Here is a 16,764-nt window from a genome sequence, read left to right on the forward strand (position 1 = left end):
GTCATTTGACCTTCTTCGATGTGTTGTTGTCAGAAGCAGCGTTGTCAGAGGCGGCCTGCTTTGCTCTCCAGATCATGATCGATCGCTTGATCGTCTTGTTGATCTGCGGACGGATGGCGAGAGGCACGAAACAACTGAAATCGACCCATCCTTCTGCCTTCTTCTTCGCGCGGTGCCGTGCAGATGCGATGCTTGATGCAGTCGGCTGAGGCGCGGCGAGCGACTGAGACGCGGCAGGCGTCTTCCTGTGCCGGCTCACTGCGAGAACTCCAGCCGACCGGCCGCTTCAAGGTTCGGCCCGATTGCGAGACCGGCCGGCGCGGTTGGGAATCCGGACGACGCGATGGCGCTTTCAGCAAATTGACGGATCGTGTCGCCGACCTCACCGATCGTCCGGACTGACGACGGAACCGCGCCGCCCATGCCGACCTGGTTCATGACGTTGACTGCCGGGTTGACCGCCGACAGGAACAGTGTCCCGGCTGCGATGTTCAGCCCAGTCTTGATGATCTTGACCATGGTCATTTTCCTTTCCTTAGTAGTCGCGCTTGCCCCAGCGGCGGGTCACGTCGCGGGGCGGCAGGGCGAGAATGAAGCGGATGAGCGGAGATGACGCCGTCCAGGCGACAACAAGGCGGACGGCAAAGAACACAACAGTCCCGGCGGCGAGCAGGAACCAGGGGGCCTGGGCCTGGAGCCACCGGTCGAGCAGGTCATCCGGCACCTCGACGTAACCGATCCCCAGACTGCCCACGTAAAGGCCGACCGCGAACAGGATCACGCCACATGCCCATTGCGTTGTCTGGGCAATGTCCAGTTTCGCTTCTGCCCGCTTATCCAGCGTCTGCTCGATCGCCGTTGCCAACCGGGCCGAGATCGTCTGCGCCAGTTCAGTCGTGCGGGTTTCGAGCCGTGCCTGGGCTGCCGCCTCACCGTGCGCGGCAGCGTCGCCAAACTCCCGGATCGCCTTGCCCGCTGCCGTTTCCAGGTCGCCGGTCAGCGAGGTCAGGGTCGCGCGGATATGTTCGTTGATCAAAAGACGCACGACCTCAGGATCGTCCGGGCTGATCCCTGCGGCGCCGACAGCAGACCATGCGCGGTCGCGGGTATCCTGGGAGACACCCAGCGCAACCGCTGTATCGTTGAAGATCGTCATGGCACGTCTCCCCGTTACAGACCCAGGAAGCCGGCGGCCGGTTCGACAGCCTTGCGGAACTCACGCAGAAACCGGTTCGCGCTGGAACGCTCTGTCACGGTCAGATCGGGATGCCGGGCGCAGTCCGAGAACCGCAGATTGAGCGCGTTGATCTTCGCCCTCACGCCGACCTGCATACCCGGCATTGCAACCTCAATCCCGCCGGCCGCAAGCAGACGGTCGCGTCCTTTGCCGAAGCGCCGCTCACCGTTCACGTTGAAGCCGAACCAATAAGGGAAGTCCGTCTTCAGATCGCGGCTCTCACGCATGTTCAGAACAGCCACATGATCGACCCCGTCCGTTCCGAAGGCATTGAGATACTGGCCGACCGACTGGGCGCTTTCGATCTCGTTATCGATGACGTGGCAGAGGGTCAGGCGGACACCGTTGTCGCGCAGGGCTTCGAGGAATCCCTCCACCTGTTCCCCGTCGCCGCCATCGAGAATCTTGCTGATCTCGAAGCGCGAACCACCAGGGAGATCGTGGAGGATCACATCCGCGTCCTCGGCAGTTGAATCGAGAAGCGTGTGACGATCAGTGTCTGTCCGAAGATCATAAAACTTCACGCCCGCATCCGAATAGACGCGCACCAGTCCGCCGATCTGGCCGTCCGCATCGAAGATCGCCGCCTTCGTGCCGCGCTCACGATACACATCAGTCATCAGGCGACTAAACGTCGTTTTGCCGACACCACCCTTGCCCGAGACAGCGAGCACCAGGCGTTTCGTTTCGTTCCCCATCTTGAGGCACTCCTGTTCCTTGGGAACGCAAATTGCGTTCTCTGAGATCAGTATAGTGTGCTTCAGCGAAACCTCCGGATCGCTGCGCGAGGTAACGCGGTCAGGCAGGTACAAAAAAGGCGGAACCGGATCACTCCAGTTCCGCCTCTGTCGGAATCAAGTCGCCGCTGTCGGCCGTTGTTATGCGTCGAAAGCCGGGGGTGGCCTTGACGAAAAGCCATCCATAGAAGGCGACGCTGTTTTTTCCGGCGCGGAATCGGATGGCGGACGCGCGGGCTTCGAAGTGCGGGAATCATCACCGGAATCAGATGGTGACTTAGGCCGGACGCGGGAATCATCAGGGCTGCGGAGAGCAGCCGTGGCGCCCGCCATATCGGAATTGCTCGCCGCAATAGCATCCGGCTTCGGCTTTCGTGACGGACGTGGACGATTGCTGTCTCGCGCTTCCTTCGCGATCCTCTTCATGTATGTCGCAAACGTGCCGGCGCTGATGTCGATCCCGCGTCTGGTCAGCATGTCGCAGATTTCGGAATCCGTGCGTCCGTCCTGTTTCATCCGCAGGAGTGGTTCGTGAATCTGTTTGACGAGGTCGTAAACCGTCTGTGGTTTCCGAGACAGCCATTCCTCATGCTCCTGCGCCAGTTCCGCCGTCAGTTCCTCGACCGTCATCGTCAGATTGACAGCCGAACGCTTCGTTGTCCTTGCCATGTCGTATTCTCCCTTTCGATCTAACAGGCACATGCCTTGACGTAGAGTATAACCCAATCACGCATCTCAGCAGACCATGACGTATCACGCCCTCGCTTTGCTCACCTCATATACGCCCTGTCTCGCTTACCATGCTATCCGTTCAGACAGACAGCATCCCATCGCAGAATCGATACAGCATCTCCATTCCGCCCATAACCTCACGATACCAACCCATATAATTTCCCTTACACAATTCCCATCCTCACTCCACCATTTCATTCCTCTCATTCCCCATTCAAATCCCTATCCCTCACATCATCATTTAATCCTCAATTTCATTCTCCAATTCCCTAAAATAGATATGAATCCGCAAATTCAGCTACGAAACCGAAACACCCAAATCTACTAGATTATATTTTTCAACACACCACGCATCTCTGACGCCCGTAAGCACTCGAAATGGCTGTAAACAGCCATTTCTTCGTTAAAAGCGTCGGGAACAATCGTGCCGATCACCCGACTGCTTTCTGCCCTGACCCCGACCGGCTCAGGACAGAAAATGAGCGCGTTTACGAGGCAAACCCGTAGCGGTTCCGGGAACAGGATTCTGGCCTGACCGAGACAATCAGTGAGACCCCCTTTTTGCCTCCGGCGGGGGAGCGAAGCGTGTGCCGGTAGCCCTCGGCTCCGCCTCGGTCGCGTCTTCGTATCTGCCCCGGCAGGCGACACCCTCCGCCCCGGTTCCGCAATCCGATTCCGACAATGACAAGGCTCAAACGGCGGTATCCAGCCATCCCTTCGGGGAACAGGAATCAACGCCCGTTCGGAACCAGCCTCATGCGGGAATCGGAACTACGATCAGTGAACGGAAATACCCATTCGAGGAACGGGAATCATGTTCACTTGCACACCGCTGTCATCCGTCGAGTATTACATTGAGTCGGTCAATCAGGAACTGATAAACCAGCCGGGTCTGGACGGATCGGAACCACATCCGAATCAGCACGGAATAATCCATCCATCCCCCCGGAAACGCGGAGACTGGTCTGATCGAGACAGGGCCAGCTATTATCTGGACAATGGAACTGGTGAAAAGCCGGGCGTCTGGTGGACAAACGCCCGCGTTGAGGTGGGACAGGCATACCCGTTCGTTATCGACGGCTCTCAGGTTGACTCCAAGGATTTCAGGAACCTTGCTGCCGGTCGTGATCCGCTTACTCAGGACATCCTTACCCAGAAGGGACGGGAACACAGAGTAGGCTACGATCTGCAATTCGCGGCCCCGAAAACGGTATCGGTTCTGTGGGCTGCCGGGAACAGGGATCAACGCGATATTATGGAAGACGTGCAACAGGAAGCTGTCTTCAAGGCATTGGAATATATACAGCAGAACGGCCTGATCGTAACGCGATGCGGGAAAAACGGGAAGGACAGGCAGACACCAGCGGAACTGATGGCCGGGACATTCCTTCACACAACCAGCCGCTCTGGTGACCCCCAGCTTCACACTCATGCGGTATTGCTAAACGTGTGCCGCCGGGCAGACGGCACGACAGGAACCATCGACAATTTGGAACTTCTGAAACATCAGCAGGAGATCGGCGCTATCTATCGTCTGGCATTGATCGAGGGGCTGGAGCGCGGGCTTGGCGTAACAGCCGTCAAGGATGATCGGAACTTCCGTATCCTCGGCGTTCCAGAATCTTTGGAACAGAAATTCTCAAAGCGCCGTGATGACATAGTCGCCGAAGCCCGAGAAATGGGAATCGATACGGCGTCTCACAGGGATGCGGCGGAGAACATATCGCGGAACACGAGGGGGTCAAAGGACGACCTGCCAACACGGGCGGAACTGAACGAGCGTTGGGACAGAGAAATCCGCGAAGAGGGCTGGACGAAGGAATCAATCTGGGAATCGGCCCTGGCTGCAACGGCGGACAAATCCGCCCGCCCATCCGACAGCCAGACCGCCTTCGAACGCGCACTTGAGCAACTGACATCGACCGAGACAGTCATTGAAGACAGGCATCTCATCGGGACAATCCTTGAGCATTGTCAAGGACGTTCGATCACGGTCGATGCTGCGATTGCGATGGCGGTCGCTGCACGAAATTCGGAACGCCTGATCGAACTGACCGGGAACGACAAGACGGCGACACGGGAACTCTCCTACGCGACACCCGAGATCATCGATATGGAACGTCAGATCGTGCGTGTCGCAACCAAGCGTAAGGGTGAAGGGCAACGGGTTCCTGATGACCTGATCGAAGCGGCGATTGCACGAAAAGGAACCATCTCCGACGAACAGGCGGAACTGGTCAGGCACGCTCTGAACAGGGACGGCATCTCCGTGGTCGAAGGCTCAGCGGGAACAGGAAAGTCATTCTCGCTGGGAACGGCTGCCGAGGCCGCCAGGGACGCCGGCCTTCGCGTGTGGGTAACAGCGCCCAGCCACCAGGCGGTATCGGTTGTCGCCAGGGACACGGACACAGATCAGACTCAGTCCGCTGTTCTGCGGTCATTCCTGAACCGCATTTCCGACCCCGAACACAAACAGAGAATAAGGCTGACGCGCGATGACGTGGTAATCGTCGATGAGGCGGGCATGGTTGGCACAAATGAAATGAATGAACTGCTCAGGGAAACAGCGAAAGCGGGCGCAAAGGTCATTCTGTCTGGCGACACTCGGCAACTCAAACCCGTTGCGCCAGGGTCACCGCTTCGGCTGATTTCGGAGACGATCGGGACGGAACGTATCAACCAGATCAGGCGACAGAAAGTGGACTGGCAGAGACAGGCCAGCCAGCATCTCGCTTCAGGCGACGTGGAACAGGCAGTCAATGCGTATGCCGGCCATGACCGCATCGTCATCGGTGAGGGTCAGGGACTGAGAAGCATGCTGATTGAGGACTACCTCAGGGACGTTCGGCGCGACCCGACAGGAACAAGACTGGTGCTGGCTCGGACACATAATGAGGTCAAGGCGCTGAACACCGATCTGAGGAATCTGTTGCGTCAGGAGGGGCAGATTGCCGGGTCGGATATTGATGTTGAAGCCTTGAGCCGGGGACAGAAGCCTAAGGCCGGATCGCTGTCTCTGGCAACGGGCGACCGGTTGATCTTCGGCGAGAATATCAGGGCCGGCGGGAACATGGTCAGGAACAATGACACAGCCACGGTGAAAGCTGTTTGCAGGGACAATACCGACGGTGAACCAGTCGTGACCCTCGCCTTCGATCGCGGTTTTGAGGTGACGACACGCTGGTCTGAGATGGAACGGCTTTCGAGGTCGTCGGGGAACGATGTGGATACACGCCCGATCCGTGTCCAGCACAGTTACGCAGTCACAGTCCACTCAGCCCAGGGTGCGAGCGTGGACAGGTCTTATGTGCTGAACGCCGCCGGGATGGATCGCGAAAGTCTTTATGTGGGAATGACCCGCCACAAAGAAGATTGCCATCTTTATACGGACACAACCCGCATCGGAATCAACGTCAGGGACAACCGGATCAGGCGCGATGGGGTCACGGCCCAGATCAGCAACTCCGGAAAACTAGAAGCCCCGGATGCCCAGGATCGGGACAACACTGGGGACAGGGTGAGCCGGGAAACGGTAATCCGCCAGATCATCTACGAGGGACAGAAGTCGAGAGAAAAAGGGAACGCGGCAGACTTCAGTGTGGATCGAATGGCATGGGCGTTTTCGCGGACGGCCCAGGACGCTGTCCAGGGCGACATCGACCGCCGCAAGGTCATGCAGGAGAGGACTCGTGAGGAAGGGCCGTCTGAAGCGCAGCGGGCTGAGGATATGAAGGACGCTTGGGCTGAATCGAACGAGAAGAAGGCGAAGGTCGAGAAGGGTGACGTGCTGGAGGTGAAGCCCGACGATAAGGCGGCAAAGGCCGAGAAGGAAGCGGCTGAACGGATGGCGGCAGAGGCGCGGCGGCGGGCTGAGGAAGAGGCCAGGAGGCGCGAGGCTGGACGGGGTATGAGCCGATAAGCCTGCATGGGGCGTCCCTACATCCCGAAGCCATGTCCCTACATCTGTCCCTACATTTAAGTGGCATGTAGGGACAGCTAAGTGATTGATATTGATGGACAAAGATACGGGTGTACCTACGTACCTACATATTTTGAGGAATAGACACGTATATAAGAAGGAGGGGCTATGAGGCTTTGTAATCCCATTGAGATCAAGGCCAATCGGAGAAAGGCTCGCGTATATATCTCTATTTTGAAAAATATGTAGGTACGTAGGTACACCCCCTAAGAAAGTGGCGGTATTCAGCCGTTTTTGGTGTACCTACATGGTGGAAAGCGATGTAGGTACATGTAGGGACAGTAGGGACAGATGTAGGGACAGGAGCGGTTCGGAATCCTTCGAAGTGGTTCGGGGATGCTGAAGGGGGCCTCCGAGCGGAGTGGACGGCAGGCTCGGCTCCGCCTCGCTGGCGTTTACGAGAGATCAGAAGTGTTTCGAACCATCATCCATCCCTGACCTCTCTGATCGTCGAACCACCATGCCGGGCGGAGCGCGGCACTTCACCCATCGCCTCAGCGGCCCCCCTTCAGCTTGCCTCGTAAAGACCTGTCCCCTGCAACCGCCCCGGCTCAGAGCAAAGAAAAACCCCTGCCCAAGTGTCGGGCAGAGGCCATTCAGATCAAATAGAAGGCGGGCAGCCCCCGGTCAGAACCCCACAGTCAGGGCAACATTCCCAAACGCCCCCTTATTCCCATACCCCTCATCCCGTCGCTCCTCTGGCATCCCCCGCAACCGCCATCCCACATTGAAATTCACGCTCAGATAGTCCCGGATTTTCAGCCGCGCATCGACCCCGACACTCGCCAGATCGAGGCTGTTCACCCCCTGCGGAATCCGCGTCACCTGCGACACATGCCCATAATCGACAAACACCCCGACCTGTTCGGTATCCCACCCCTTGAAGACGCTCCAGGCCGGAGAGTGCAGTTCATTCTGAACAGTCACCCCCTGGGAACCGTAAGCAGAACTCGTGAAGTATCCCCGCGTCGTGTAAAGCCCCCCCAGGCCGATCTGGTTGCTATACATCAGGTTCCCACTGGCCACCTGTCCGACCGCGTCCATCGACCACGACATTCCCCAGGGCAGATACGTCAGCCGTGACAACGACATGGTGTCATAGACGTAACTGCCGCTTGCCCCCGGCACGATCGCCTGCATGGCTTTCTTGCTGTTGCCCCCAGTCAATCCGCCAGGCGAAAACGTCAGTGTGTTCCTGAACGTCGTCCGGCCCCATTTATCCGTCTCGTCGATCAGATATGAAATGGGAAACTGCGCCACATCCGCATTTCCCGCGTAAACATTGACCCCGCCAAACTCGATCGAGTTGTTCGTTGTCTTGTAGTCAAACCCGCCCGAAATCTGCTGCCTGATCAGGACATCTCCCATAAAGAACGGCCGGAAATCGTGCAGATAACGAAATGACGCCTGCCCTGAGTGGCCTTTTTCAGTCATGTGAATCATGCCGACCGGGCTGCCCATCGTGATCTCGGGCCGCTCCCAGGCATAATCCCCAAACACCTGAATTTTGTCGCGCCACGGGAGCGTCATCGAGTAATTCAGAGCGTGGGCTGAGTATCGCTCGCTCACAGCATGTGTGAACTGATATGACAGCACCCCATCAAGCGGCAGGTTCCCGACAGCGCCCCCGGCAAACCACTCCTGCCGGCCCAGTATCGGTGTCCCGCCCGTATCGTAACCAGCATAACCGCGCAGCGGCATATGATCCGTAATTTTCAGCGTCACATCGCTCTGTCCACGCTCGCCCCCCGGTGATGCGACAGCAACGGCTGACCGGAACGGATTATCGTTCAGCCGGTCAAGCGCCTCCTGCTGCCGTCCCAGCGTCATTTTCTGCCCAGCACTCAGGCCCGCGATCTGGAGCAAATCAGGCGTCGAGAACCAGCGGTTTCCCGTCACCGAGACATGGTTCAGGGAATACTCGTCAACGATGATTTTCAGATACCCGTCGCTGATCTTCTGCGCGGGAATGGAGACGAAAACGTAAGGCCGACCCGCCCGGCGATACACTCTATATATACTGTCAACGACAGCGTTGATGTCCGACATAGTTAGCGGCTTGCCCAGCCGCGCGTTCAGGGTCTTGGTGAACGCCGGATTCCGGAGCGTGTCATCAACGCCCTGGCCAATGAAAACACCATCAGGCACACCACCCTCTGCGCCAGGGGCAATGATCGCAATCCCCATGAGCCGCTTCGCCCCGACCTTGTCGCTGTCGGGCAGCAGATTCCGCGTCGCAATCGGCCCGTTCGTCAGTGACGGTCTGGCTTCGTCAATCTCGTGCGGCGCGACCCGATTGTATGCCTGAGCATGAGCATTTGAAGAAATGCCAGCAATCAATGCGACAGCAGACGCAGTCATCATCAGATGGCGGAAAGTCATGTGCGTGTTCTCCGAAGCCGAACCGCGACAACCGCAGTTCCAATAGTGGCTTTTCAGAGAATTTTAATTCGCCGGGTCGCAATGATCTGGTCTATCCCAGCCCGTCTCAGCCTTCACTCAGAGCATTGCTGGGCAATGTCGTTATATATCAGACACATACGCGGAATACCCCGGAAGCGACAACGGGAATCCGACAGGAATCAGGAGCATCCGATTCCTAAATTTTCCCGTTGAGAACATATTTTTTCAGAACGCGGGAATCATCGGGAATCCTCCCCGGAACCATCCGGGAATCAACAGGAATCGGATTTTCTCGATAGCCAGAAAACCGCAGAAAACCGCCAGAGACGCGGCGAGCGTCGCCATTCCTGGCCGATCCGATTCCTAGCTGCGCGATGTCCCTCAAATTATTTCCCATCAAAGCGGTCTGCCGTAATACCCATATTTTTCAATGGGTTATCTTTCTGTTCCGATATTTCCTGTCTCAGTCATATCTTTTTCGAAACGGCTCCATCCATCGCTGTCTCACATTGCTGCGCGATGCGCGAAAATATGGTATTGTAACAGTGACGGCGATGCGATCCCCCGCTTCGCCAAGCATGGAGACCTCTTATGCAGGAGTTCCAAAAACTCATTACCCCCGGCCACGTTGCCGGGCATCGGGCCAGGGCGGCGCTGTTGCCGTTCTATGCCCCGGCATGCGTCGCTTACAGCGCAGGTATCGTCCTTGCCGTTTGTGCGATCTCCGGCGTTGGCGGCAGCACCCTGGCAATGCCGGCATGGTTCGACCGCGCTTTCACAGCAGACGAAGCGGTTTATCAGCGTGCGGCCGAGGCCAAGGCTGAGGCAGCCATGAAGGCGGCGCAGGATCGGGCAGAAGCGGAACGCAAAGCCGCAGAAGCAAAGGCTCAGGCGGCATCATCCACGGCCGCGTCAGCCCCTGTTGTCGCCTCTGCGTCCATCCCTGCTGCGACACCGGCTCCGGCCGCCCCCGTCGCACCGGTTGCTTCGGCTTACACGCCGTCGCCTGTTCTGCTCAAAGCCGCGTCAGAGATCGCCGCGATGCACCCGCCCAAAACTCCGGCCGAGGGCATCCAGGCGAATATCGAGATCGATGCGCTGATCACGAACATCGTCAACAGCGACAAGGCCGTCAGTGACCGCGTCGTGGCCGGCTATGGCTCGTGCAGCAAACAGGCCGACGCGATCGGCGAGAAGGCCGTCGCTGAATCGCCCGATCACAGGGCCAGCCCAGAGGCTCAACTCCGGCAACTCGATTTCCGTCGCACTTGCGTCGGCGCTCTACTCAACAGCCTGACCGAAAAGGAATAACGTCATGAAAATCCTGAAAGTTACCCCTTCCACCCGCCGCCTGATCGGAGCAGCGACCGGCCTGACTGCCCTTCTCGGTCTGTCCGTCGCACTCACAGCTTGCGGCCCGATTCACGTCGATGGTCTGCCCCATGTCTCTCTGAACGATGACGTATCAGCGACGGAACAGCCGCATCTGATGGGGCAGTTCATCAACGACCGCATCATGAGCGTGCCGGACAAGGCGACGACGTATGCCCAGGCCCGCCAGCAGGCTGATGCTGTCGATGCCGCCTTGATCCAGTTCGCCGAAATGGAGCCGAGCCGGGGCGCGTTCATCCGTTCCGGCCTGGCCGTCTGCATCGGCCGAGAGGAAACGGCCCTGCACGCGGGCGGGATGACGAACGCCCGGCGCATCAAGGCCGCGCTCGATCATGAGTCCTGCGCGAAGTCCATGGCGATTGAACTGAAGCCGAAGCGCACCTGACCGCCCCCAGACGCCACAACCTGAAACCCGCTTACACGACCACACGAAAACGCAAATACGAAGGATTGAACCCATGCCTGTTATCGCAATCATCGCCGCCGCCATCATCGCCGGTGGAGCCATCTTCTCTGGCGGAGCAGTCGCTTACTCCAAGGCTGACGCCGTTTACGACGTGACCTCGACCCACACGCGGGTTGCCACATTCCTGCACGGCTGATCACCCCCTCCCATCATCACGGAGCCGCCGGATGCGGTTCCGACACAAACAGAAGCGAGTAACGAAAATGGATTTCTTCGGTCAAAACTCAGGAAACCTCGCTGACTCGGGCGCTCTCGATACGACGACTGCGCTTGTGTCGTCCCTCTTCAATCTTCCCAGCCTGCATCAGACCGGCGAGGTCATCGTCGGCGCATCGATCACCGCCGCTGTCGTGGCCTTCGTGCCCCTTGCCTGGCGTATGAGTGTCCGCACCGCCCGCGCCCCGCGCCGGATCGCTTCCCGCATCTGGAGCCGGCTGATTGACCGCCTGATTCCGCACGGTGTCCAGGAACGGATCGATGCTTTCTGCTCGCCCGAGCGTCTGGATAAATGGCTCGAAGCCCGCACGGCCGGCACGAACAATCCCCTTCTGGCGGGCGACATCCGCGCGGCTGCCAATGTCACATGGCCCGAAACGAAATACCGCTGGCTGTATCGCGACATCCCCGCTGACCTCGTCCGTCCGCCGACCTGGGATGGACGCCTGCCCGGCGGCGTGCCGGTTACCTGGCTCGCATGGCGTCACATGACGATCAATGCGATCAGCGAAATCTCCCGTGCCCAGATTCACAAGAGCGTCCGCTATTCCGCCGGTATGGCTATTGTGTTTGCTGCGGCCGCCGTCGTCAGCGTCTGCCTCCAGGGCTTGCATAGCGCCATCCCCTATCCGACCTGGGCACGCGGTCTGCATGTGATCACCCCGCAAGCCGCCTGGTATGCGGACGCGATCGTAACGACCGCTGTTTCCGCCATCGGCACGATCGGGCTGGCCCTGCTTGCGGCGGCGATCATGGCTCCGGGCCTCGCTTTTTTCAATGTCGTGCGCGGGCTTCAGACGTATTTCGGTCGAGCATCATCGGCTCTGGCAACGCCGACCCGTGATTCCATTGTCGCTTGGGCAAATCGCGCCGACATCCGCGCGACTGAGCAGGAGGCATACGCCCGCCAGATCGATCTCGCGCTCATGAACCCCGACGCGCCGACGATCACCGTTGGCCGGGCGACAGGCATTGCCCGCGCCCGTGGCTCGATGCGCTCACCCGGCGTCGGTCAGACCGTTGCACTCGATGCGGAATCGATCCGCCAGCACGTCGTGGCCTTTGGCGGCACCGGCGAAGGCAAGACCCGTGCCTTCCTTCAGCCGATGGCCCGGCGCATCTTCGCCGCGAAATGGGGGGACGGCAGCAAGATCGGTGGCTATATCACTGATGGCAAAGGAGTTCTTTATAAAGACCTCGTCGGCCTACCCGAGATCGCAAGCCGTGGTGATGTCCGCGTGCTGGGAACCGACGACGGGCATTTCGGCGTCAACCTCGTCGCCGGAATGACTCCTCTCGAAGTCGCAACGATGCTGAAGACAGTTACAACCCAGGTCATTGGCGAGAAAGAAGATGTCTTCTGGAGCGAACAGGCGTCGATCATCGTCTATCACTCTGCTGTCCTGTGCAGTGTGCTTGAGCGCATCATTCCGCATCCTCTCGCTGTAAAAAGCGATGCCCAGGATGTCCAGGACGCGGATGTCGTAGAACATACCGACACCGAAGCAACGTCCGATTCATGGGAAGACCTCCTGGCCTCCGGTGCTGACATCGACGACCTGGCCGCTTCCGGCTCGGCCGCATCTGAGACTGAGGCGACTCAGGACGAGGATGTCGTGCCGACGGCGTGGCAGAATTTCAGACCGTGGTCGTTGCAGGGCATTGCTCAACTGGCGACAAACCCGGATGCGATCAAAGACGCCGCCGCCAGGATCGCGACAGAGAGTGAGGCTCTTGTTGCGATAGCGAACAGCCGTGCCCTGACGGTCGAGGAGGCTGAACTCAGAGACATGCTTGAGTCCCGCGAGGTCGTTATGTCGCACAGCTATGTCAGAGGCGAGTGGCAAAATATGGCGTCCGATACGCGCTCGGGCATCATTGCGAACGTGAGCACAATCACCGGAAAATTCGCGGGCGCTCCGCCGGTCGCGGCCCGCTTCGCGTCCGGTCTGTTGCCCGCAGATCAGGTCACAGATGTCGATTTCGCCCTCAATGGCGGGATTCTCGCCGTGGCCGTGGGTGAGAGCGAGTGGGGAACGGTCGGCCAGGTCGTCGCTGTCTGGCTCAAGACCAGGCTGTATATCGCCGCACGCAAACGCCAGATCGCTGATCCCGAGGCGGCAAAGCGGCAGTCTGTTGCGCTTCTGGTCGATGAATTCCAGATGCTTGCTACTAAAGGCGGCAGCGAAAGTGACGCGGAATTCTTCAACATCGCTCGCTCGACAGGCGTGTTTATGGTCGCCGCGACCCAGGGTCTGCCGAGCCTTCAGAAGCGCCTGGGCGACAAGCACACGCAAGACCTGTTGAACAACCTGAGAACGAAGCTGTGCCTGCGTATCGAAGAACAGGAGACCCTGGAATTTTTCCAGAAATTGACAGGCGAAACCCTGCGCGGCCTGGTCATCGACGATGATTATTACGAAACGCAGGGTGTCCGTGAAATCGAGCGTCCTGATGTGCCGGTTCCCGCACTGACCGGTGCTGAAGCGGTCAGCCTGCGTCCGGCGACGCCCGTCTTCAACACGCATCCGATGCGCCCCCTGAAGCGGTTCGATCCCCGATTCATCTTGCAGCACGTCCCATTCAGGGACGACGGGGGTTCGGTCATCGGCAGTCAAAAGGACGCATTTTGGAGACAAGAGGACAAGGAGCGTGAGATGCGCGGGAATGGCGTCGATAATAAGCCTCTGTTTACCGCGACGGACATTAAACAGGGTGGCAGCTACGCTCTCGCTTATGTCCAGCGTGCCGGGGGCCACTCGATCGACATCGTTGACCTGGCGGAGTGATGTGATTTGCGGTGAGCAAAGCTCGCGGTGAGTGACGTTTGCGATGAACGACAGGAGGCCCGGAGCATGTCCGGGTCTCCACCGCAATGCCCATTGCTCCCCGCAACACCCCCGGCAAATTTGAAAACCGCGCTATAATATAAATAAGAACGCTCAGTCATCCAGACCGCCTGAAGCGCGGCGAGCGCTTGAGGATAAGTCAAACCTCAGACGGCCTGGATGCCGGAGCAAATCACGGCAAACGCACGGAGAGTAATCATGTCACTTCATGAAGATGATCTTCTGAAACGTGTCTATCGACGCCATTTCCAGACCATCGCTGACGGGAATGTCGGCTTCGTCCAAGCCGCTCCTGCTGGTCTGATCTCAAATAAACAGGCGGAGAAAGAGCGCTCAGACGAGCGGTATGCGCTGCACGTCATTACGAAGATTCGCGCTCCTGACAGCGATGTTCGCAAGGATTACGAAGCCTTGATGGCGATGTCCGATTCCGATCTTCAGAAAGAGGCGGATGACCGGATGTTCGCGTCGAAACCTGGCGAGCCGTTCCCCAGCCGCGCCCATCTGCGGGCGCTGGCCGTGGGCGACGCGAGGGGTGTTACGGACATCTGGCGGCAGGATCGCGCTCCGGAGCAGGCTCGGGTCGTCAAAATGGAAGATGCAAAGCAGGCAGATTCCAAGATGGGCGATCCCAAGGCGGATTCCGCGAGCCGCACCGCTCCCCTGCCGAAACCGAAGCCCTTAATCCCGCCGCGTTTCGTGTCGCCGCTTAGGCAGATGATGACCCGTTATCAGAACGCAGATGCGCCGGCGATTCCGCAGCAGTCACGGGCCGTCTCACGATAAGGCGGCCGGTGGTTTCTGCCGGTTTCGAGGCAGTCCTGATCTGGGGCCGCCTCGAAACTGGCGGCAATGGGCAGTCAGTTTGAATAGGAAAGTGAATACGATGAGCGAAACTCCCGAGGAACATCGCAAGCGCCTTGCCGGCATGAGCAACGCCGATCTGGTCAGGGAATTTGAAAGGCGCACAGAAGCCGCGAATGAGCGCGAGTATTTCGCGGAGAAGGCCGTGTCAGGGCTGGCCAGTGATCTGGATGACCGCAGGGCCGATCTGCGGGGCGCGATCGACAGAGGAGAGAAAGAGAACGAGGAATGGCAGAGGGTCGAGCAGCGTGCCGGCATTGTGGCTGAACTCGACAAGCAGCTCGATCGGGATCACGACCAGATTCGTGACACGGTCGAGGAAATGAAGAAGCGTGACGATCTGACGATCGAGGATCGCGAGACGAAGGAGAAGTTCGAGACATTCAAGGAGCAAGGTGTCCACCGCTGGGAAGACCCGAAAGAGAATATCGATCTCACCCTCGAACGATTCGAGATGTTCTCTAAACGGCGCGAATACGCGGCTGAGTTTTGGGATGAAATCAAGGAGAAGGAAGCTAGGGAACAGAACGAAGGGCACCCCCGCAGCCCTGCTGAAATGAGCAGCAGGGAACTTGTCAAGGAATTCGAACGCAACGGGTTGACCGGGCTGGTCGAGAACGAAGTCCGCGCCGATGAGATCGCTGATACGCTGTCCAAAGAACTGGATGTTCGCAAAGCCGACCTGCGGAACGGCATCGACAACAGGGAGGGTGAAAACAAAGACTGGCAGCGGGTCGAAAAAATGGCCAGCACCTTGACTGATCTCGACAAGCGGATCGACAGCGAATACGCTAGGTCTCGTGATGTCGTCGAGGAAATGAAGAAACGCGACGATCTGAGTTTTTCTGATGGGGGGTCAACTGACCGGTTCATGCGTATCGGGAAGGGATACCATTGCTCGCTAGAAACGAGGAGAGCGATCGACGGTTCGCTTGAAAAATTCAAGGAGGTCTCCGAACTCCGCGAGCAGGCGTTCGAGAAGGAGCGGGCGCGGGATCGTCAGCCGGACATCTCGGCATCCCGCGACCAGACTGACGATCGCCGTCCGAACCTGACCCAATCAGACCCGGATCGCGGGCAGAAACGCGACGACGCCGAATTCCTGGGTCGAGAAGCCGCGCATGTTCTGCCCCAGGGCGAGCGTGATCGGCAGCGTGACGCGGCTCGGTTGCAGAATCCCGAGGAAAAGCGCGGTTTGGAGCAGGAACTGAAGCCGGAGATGTCCCTGGGCGGGGCGAGCGAGCCACAGGCGGCGCAGGCGAAGGGGGCGGAGCGGGAGAAGGCCCCGGCGCAGGCCGAGCAGAAGGCAGAAACGAAGGCGCCCGTCTCGGCTTTGGGGAAAGCGGCTGCTTTCTTCGACAGGAAGCGCGACGAAGCCGCGAAGCCCGCCGAACAGAAGCAGGCAGACCAGAAGGGGGAGCAAAAGGCCGAGACGAAGAAGCCGCTGTCTGCGCTTGGTCGCGCCGCCGCTTATTTCGACAGGAAACAGGCGGAGCAACCGAAGCCGGCTGAAGAACAGACCCGCCGGATGTGACCCTTCGCTTTCTGATTACGACTATGTCATCCTCAAAGGCGGCCACTGAGCCGCCTTTTTCTTTGCGGGACAAAACGCGGGATCAACGAAAGCTGAAGGGGGCGCTGAGAGCGAGGGGCGGCAGGGTCGGCTCCGCCTCCCCGCCGTTTCCGCGACCCTCGGCGGAGCCGAGGCATCCTCCCTGCGCCTTCCGCAACCCTTCAGCCGGCTTCGCATCACCCCCATCGAGGACGCAACACTCTCCCCCTCGGCCTGGGCGCCCTGGGAGCCGGACTGCTTTTCCGTCCGACCCCGACCCGGCTCGTTCCACCGCCACCGCCCCCGGCAATCCGTCCACCGCCACCGCCACCACCAC

Annotated in this window: 13 protein-coding genes; 7 read left to right on the forward strand and 6 right to left on the reverse strand. The window is 59.0% G+C overall.

Annotated elements, in window-relative coordinates; genetic code table 11:
• Position 1: 1 nt before the first annotated feature.
• The 5 genes from ABF990_RS05195 to ABF990_RS05215 form a co-directional block, all read right to left on the reverse strand.
• Entirely contained in the window at positions 2-259 is a 258-nt protein-coding gene (locus ABF990_RS05195; RefSeq protein WP_415506500.1) for a hypothetical protein, read from the reverse strand.
• On the reverse strand, positions 256-519 hold the full coding sequence (locus tag ABF990_RS05200; RefSeq protein ID WP_415506501.1) for a hypothetical protein: 264 nt from the start codon (positions 517-519) through the stop codon (positions 256-258). The genes ABF990_RS05195 and ABF990_RS05200 overlap by 4 nt, the downstream gene beginning before the upstream one ends.
• A 16-nt stretch (positions 520-535) precedes the next feature.
• Positions 536-1,156 (reverse strand): hypothetical protein, encoded by a 621-nt coding sequence (locus ABF990_RS05205; protein ID WP_415506502.1) that lies wholly within the window; start codon positions 1,154-1,156, stop codon positions 536-538.
• 14 nt (positions 1,157-1,170) lie between these two features.
• Positions 1,171-1,935 (reverse strand): hypothetical protein, encoded by a 765-nt coding sequence (locus tag ABF990_RS05210; protein ID WP_415506503.1) that lies wholly within the window; start codon positions 1,933-1,935, stop codon positions 1,171-1,173.
• 180 nt (positions 1,936-2,115) lie between these two features.
• A complete protein-coding gene (locus ABF990_RS05215; RefSeq protein ID WP_415506504.1) occupies positions 2,116-2,643 on the reverse strand; it encodes a hypothetical protein in 528 nt (175 codons plus the stop codon).
• Between the two features lie 877 nt (positions 2,644-3,520).
• Here ABF990_RS05215 and mobF point away from each other — a divergent pair.
• Complete coding sequence (gene mobF, locus ABF990_RS05220) at positions 3,521-6,625, forward strand: MobF family relaxase (protein ID WP_415506505.1); 3,105 nt, start codon at positions 3,521-3,523, stop codon at positions 6,623-6,625.
• Positions 6,626-7,312: 687 nt separating this feature from the next.
• Here mobF and ABF990_RS05225 read toward each other — a convergent pair.
• On the reverse strand, positions 7,313-9,067 hold the full coding sequence (locus tag ABF990_RS05225; RefSeq protein ID WP_415506506.1) for a ShlB/FhaC/HecB family hemolysin secretion/activation protein: 1,755 nt from the start codon (positions 9,065-9,067) through the stop codon (positions 7,313-7,315).
• Positions 9,068-9,679: 612 nt separating this feature from the next.
• Here ABF990_RS05225 and ABF990_RS05230 point away from each other — a divergent pair.
• The 6 genes from ABF990_RS05230 to ABF990_RS05255 all read left to right on the forward strand — a co-directional run bounded on the left by ABF990_RS05230 (position 9,680) and on the right by ABF990_RS05255 (position 16,409).
• Complete coding sequence (locus ABF990_RS05230) at positions 9,680-10,399, forward strand: hypothetical protein (protein WP_415506507.1); 720 nt, start codon at positions 9,680-9,682, stop codon at positions 10,397-10,399.
• A 4-nt stretch (positions 10,400-10,403) separates the two neighbouring features.
• Entirely contained in the window at positions 10,404-10,865 is a 462-nt protein-coding gene (locus ABF990_RS05235) for a hypothetical protein (protein WP_415506508.1), read from the forward strand.
• Between the two features lie 73 nt (positions 10,866-10,938).
• Positions 10,939-11,082: a hypothetical protein gene (locus tag ABF990_RS05240; RefSeq protein WP_415506509.1), complete on the forward strand. Its 144-nt coding sequence runs from the start codon at positions 10,939-10,941 to the stop codon at positions 11,080-11,082.
• Between the two features lie 67 nt (positions 11,083-11,149).
• Positions 11,150-13,951, forward strand: coding sequence for a TraM recognition domain-containing protein (locus tag ABF990_RS05245; RefSeq protein WP_415506510.1), 2,802 nt, complete (start codon positions 11,150-11,152; stop codon positions 13,949-13,951).
• A 258-nt stretch (positions 13,952-14,209) separates the two neighbouring features.
• The gene (locus ABF990_RS05250; protein WP_415506511.1) at positions 14,210-14,797 is read left to right on the forward strand and encodes a hypothetical protein; all 588 of its coding nucleotides are present in this window, start codon (positions 14,210-14,212) and stop codon (positions 14,795-14,797) included.
• Between the two features lie 100 nt (positions 14,798-14,897).
• Complete coding sequence (locus tag ABF990_RS05255) at positions 14,898-16,409, forward strand: hypothetical protein (RefSeq protein WP_415506512.1); 1,512 nt, start codon at positions 14,898-14,900, stop codon at positions 16,407-16,409.
• Positions 16,410-16,764: the final 355 nt, after the last annotated feature.

This window comes from Acetobacter sp., from assembly GCF_047723915.1.
GTDB lineage: Bacteria > Pseudomonadota > Alphaproteobacteria > Acetobacterales > Acetobacteraceae > Acetobacter.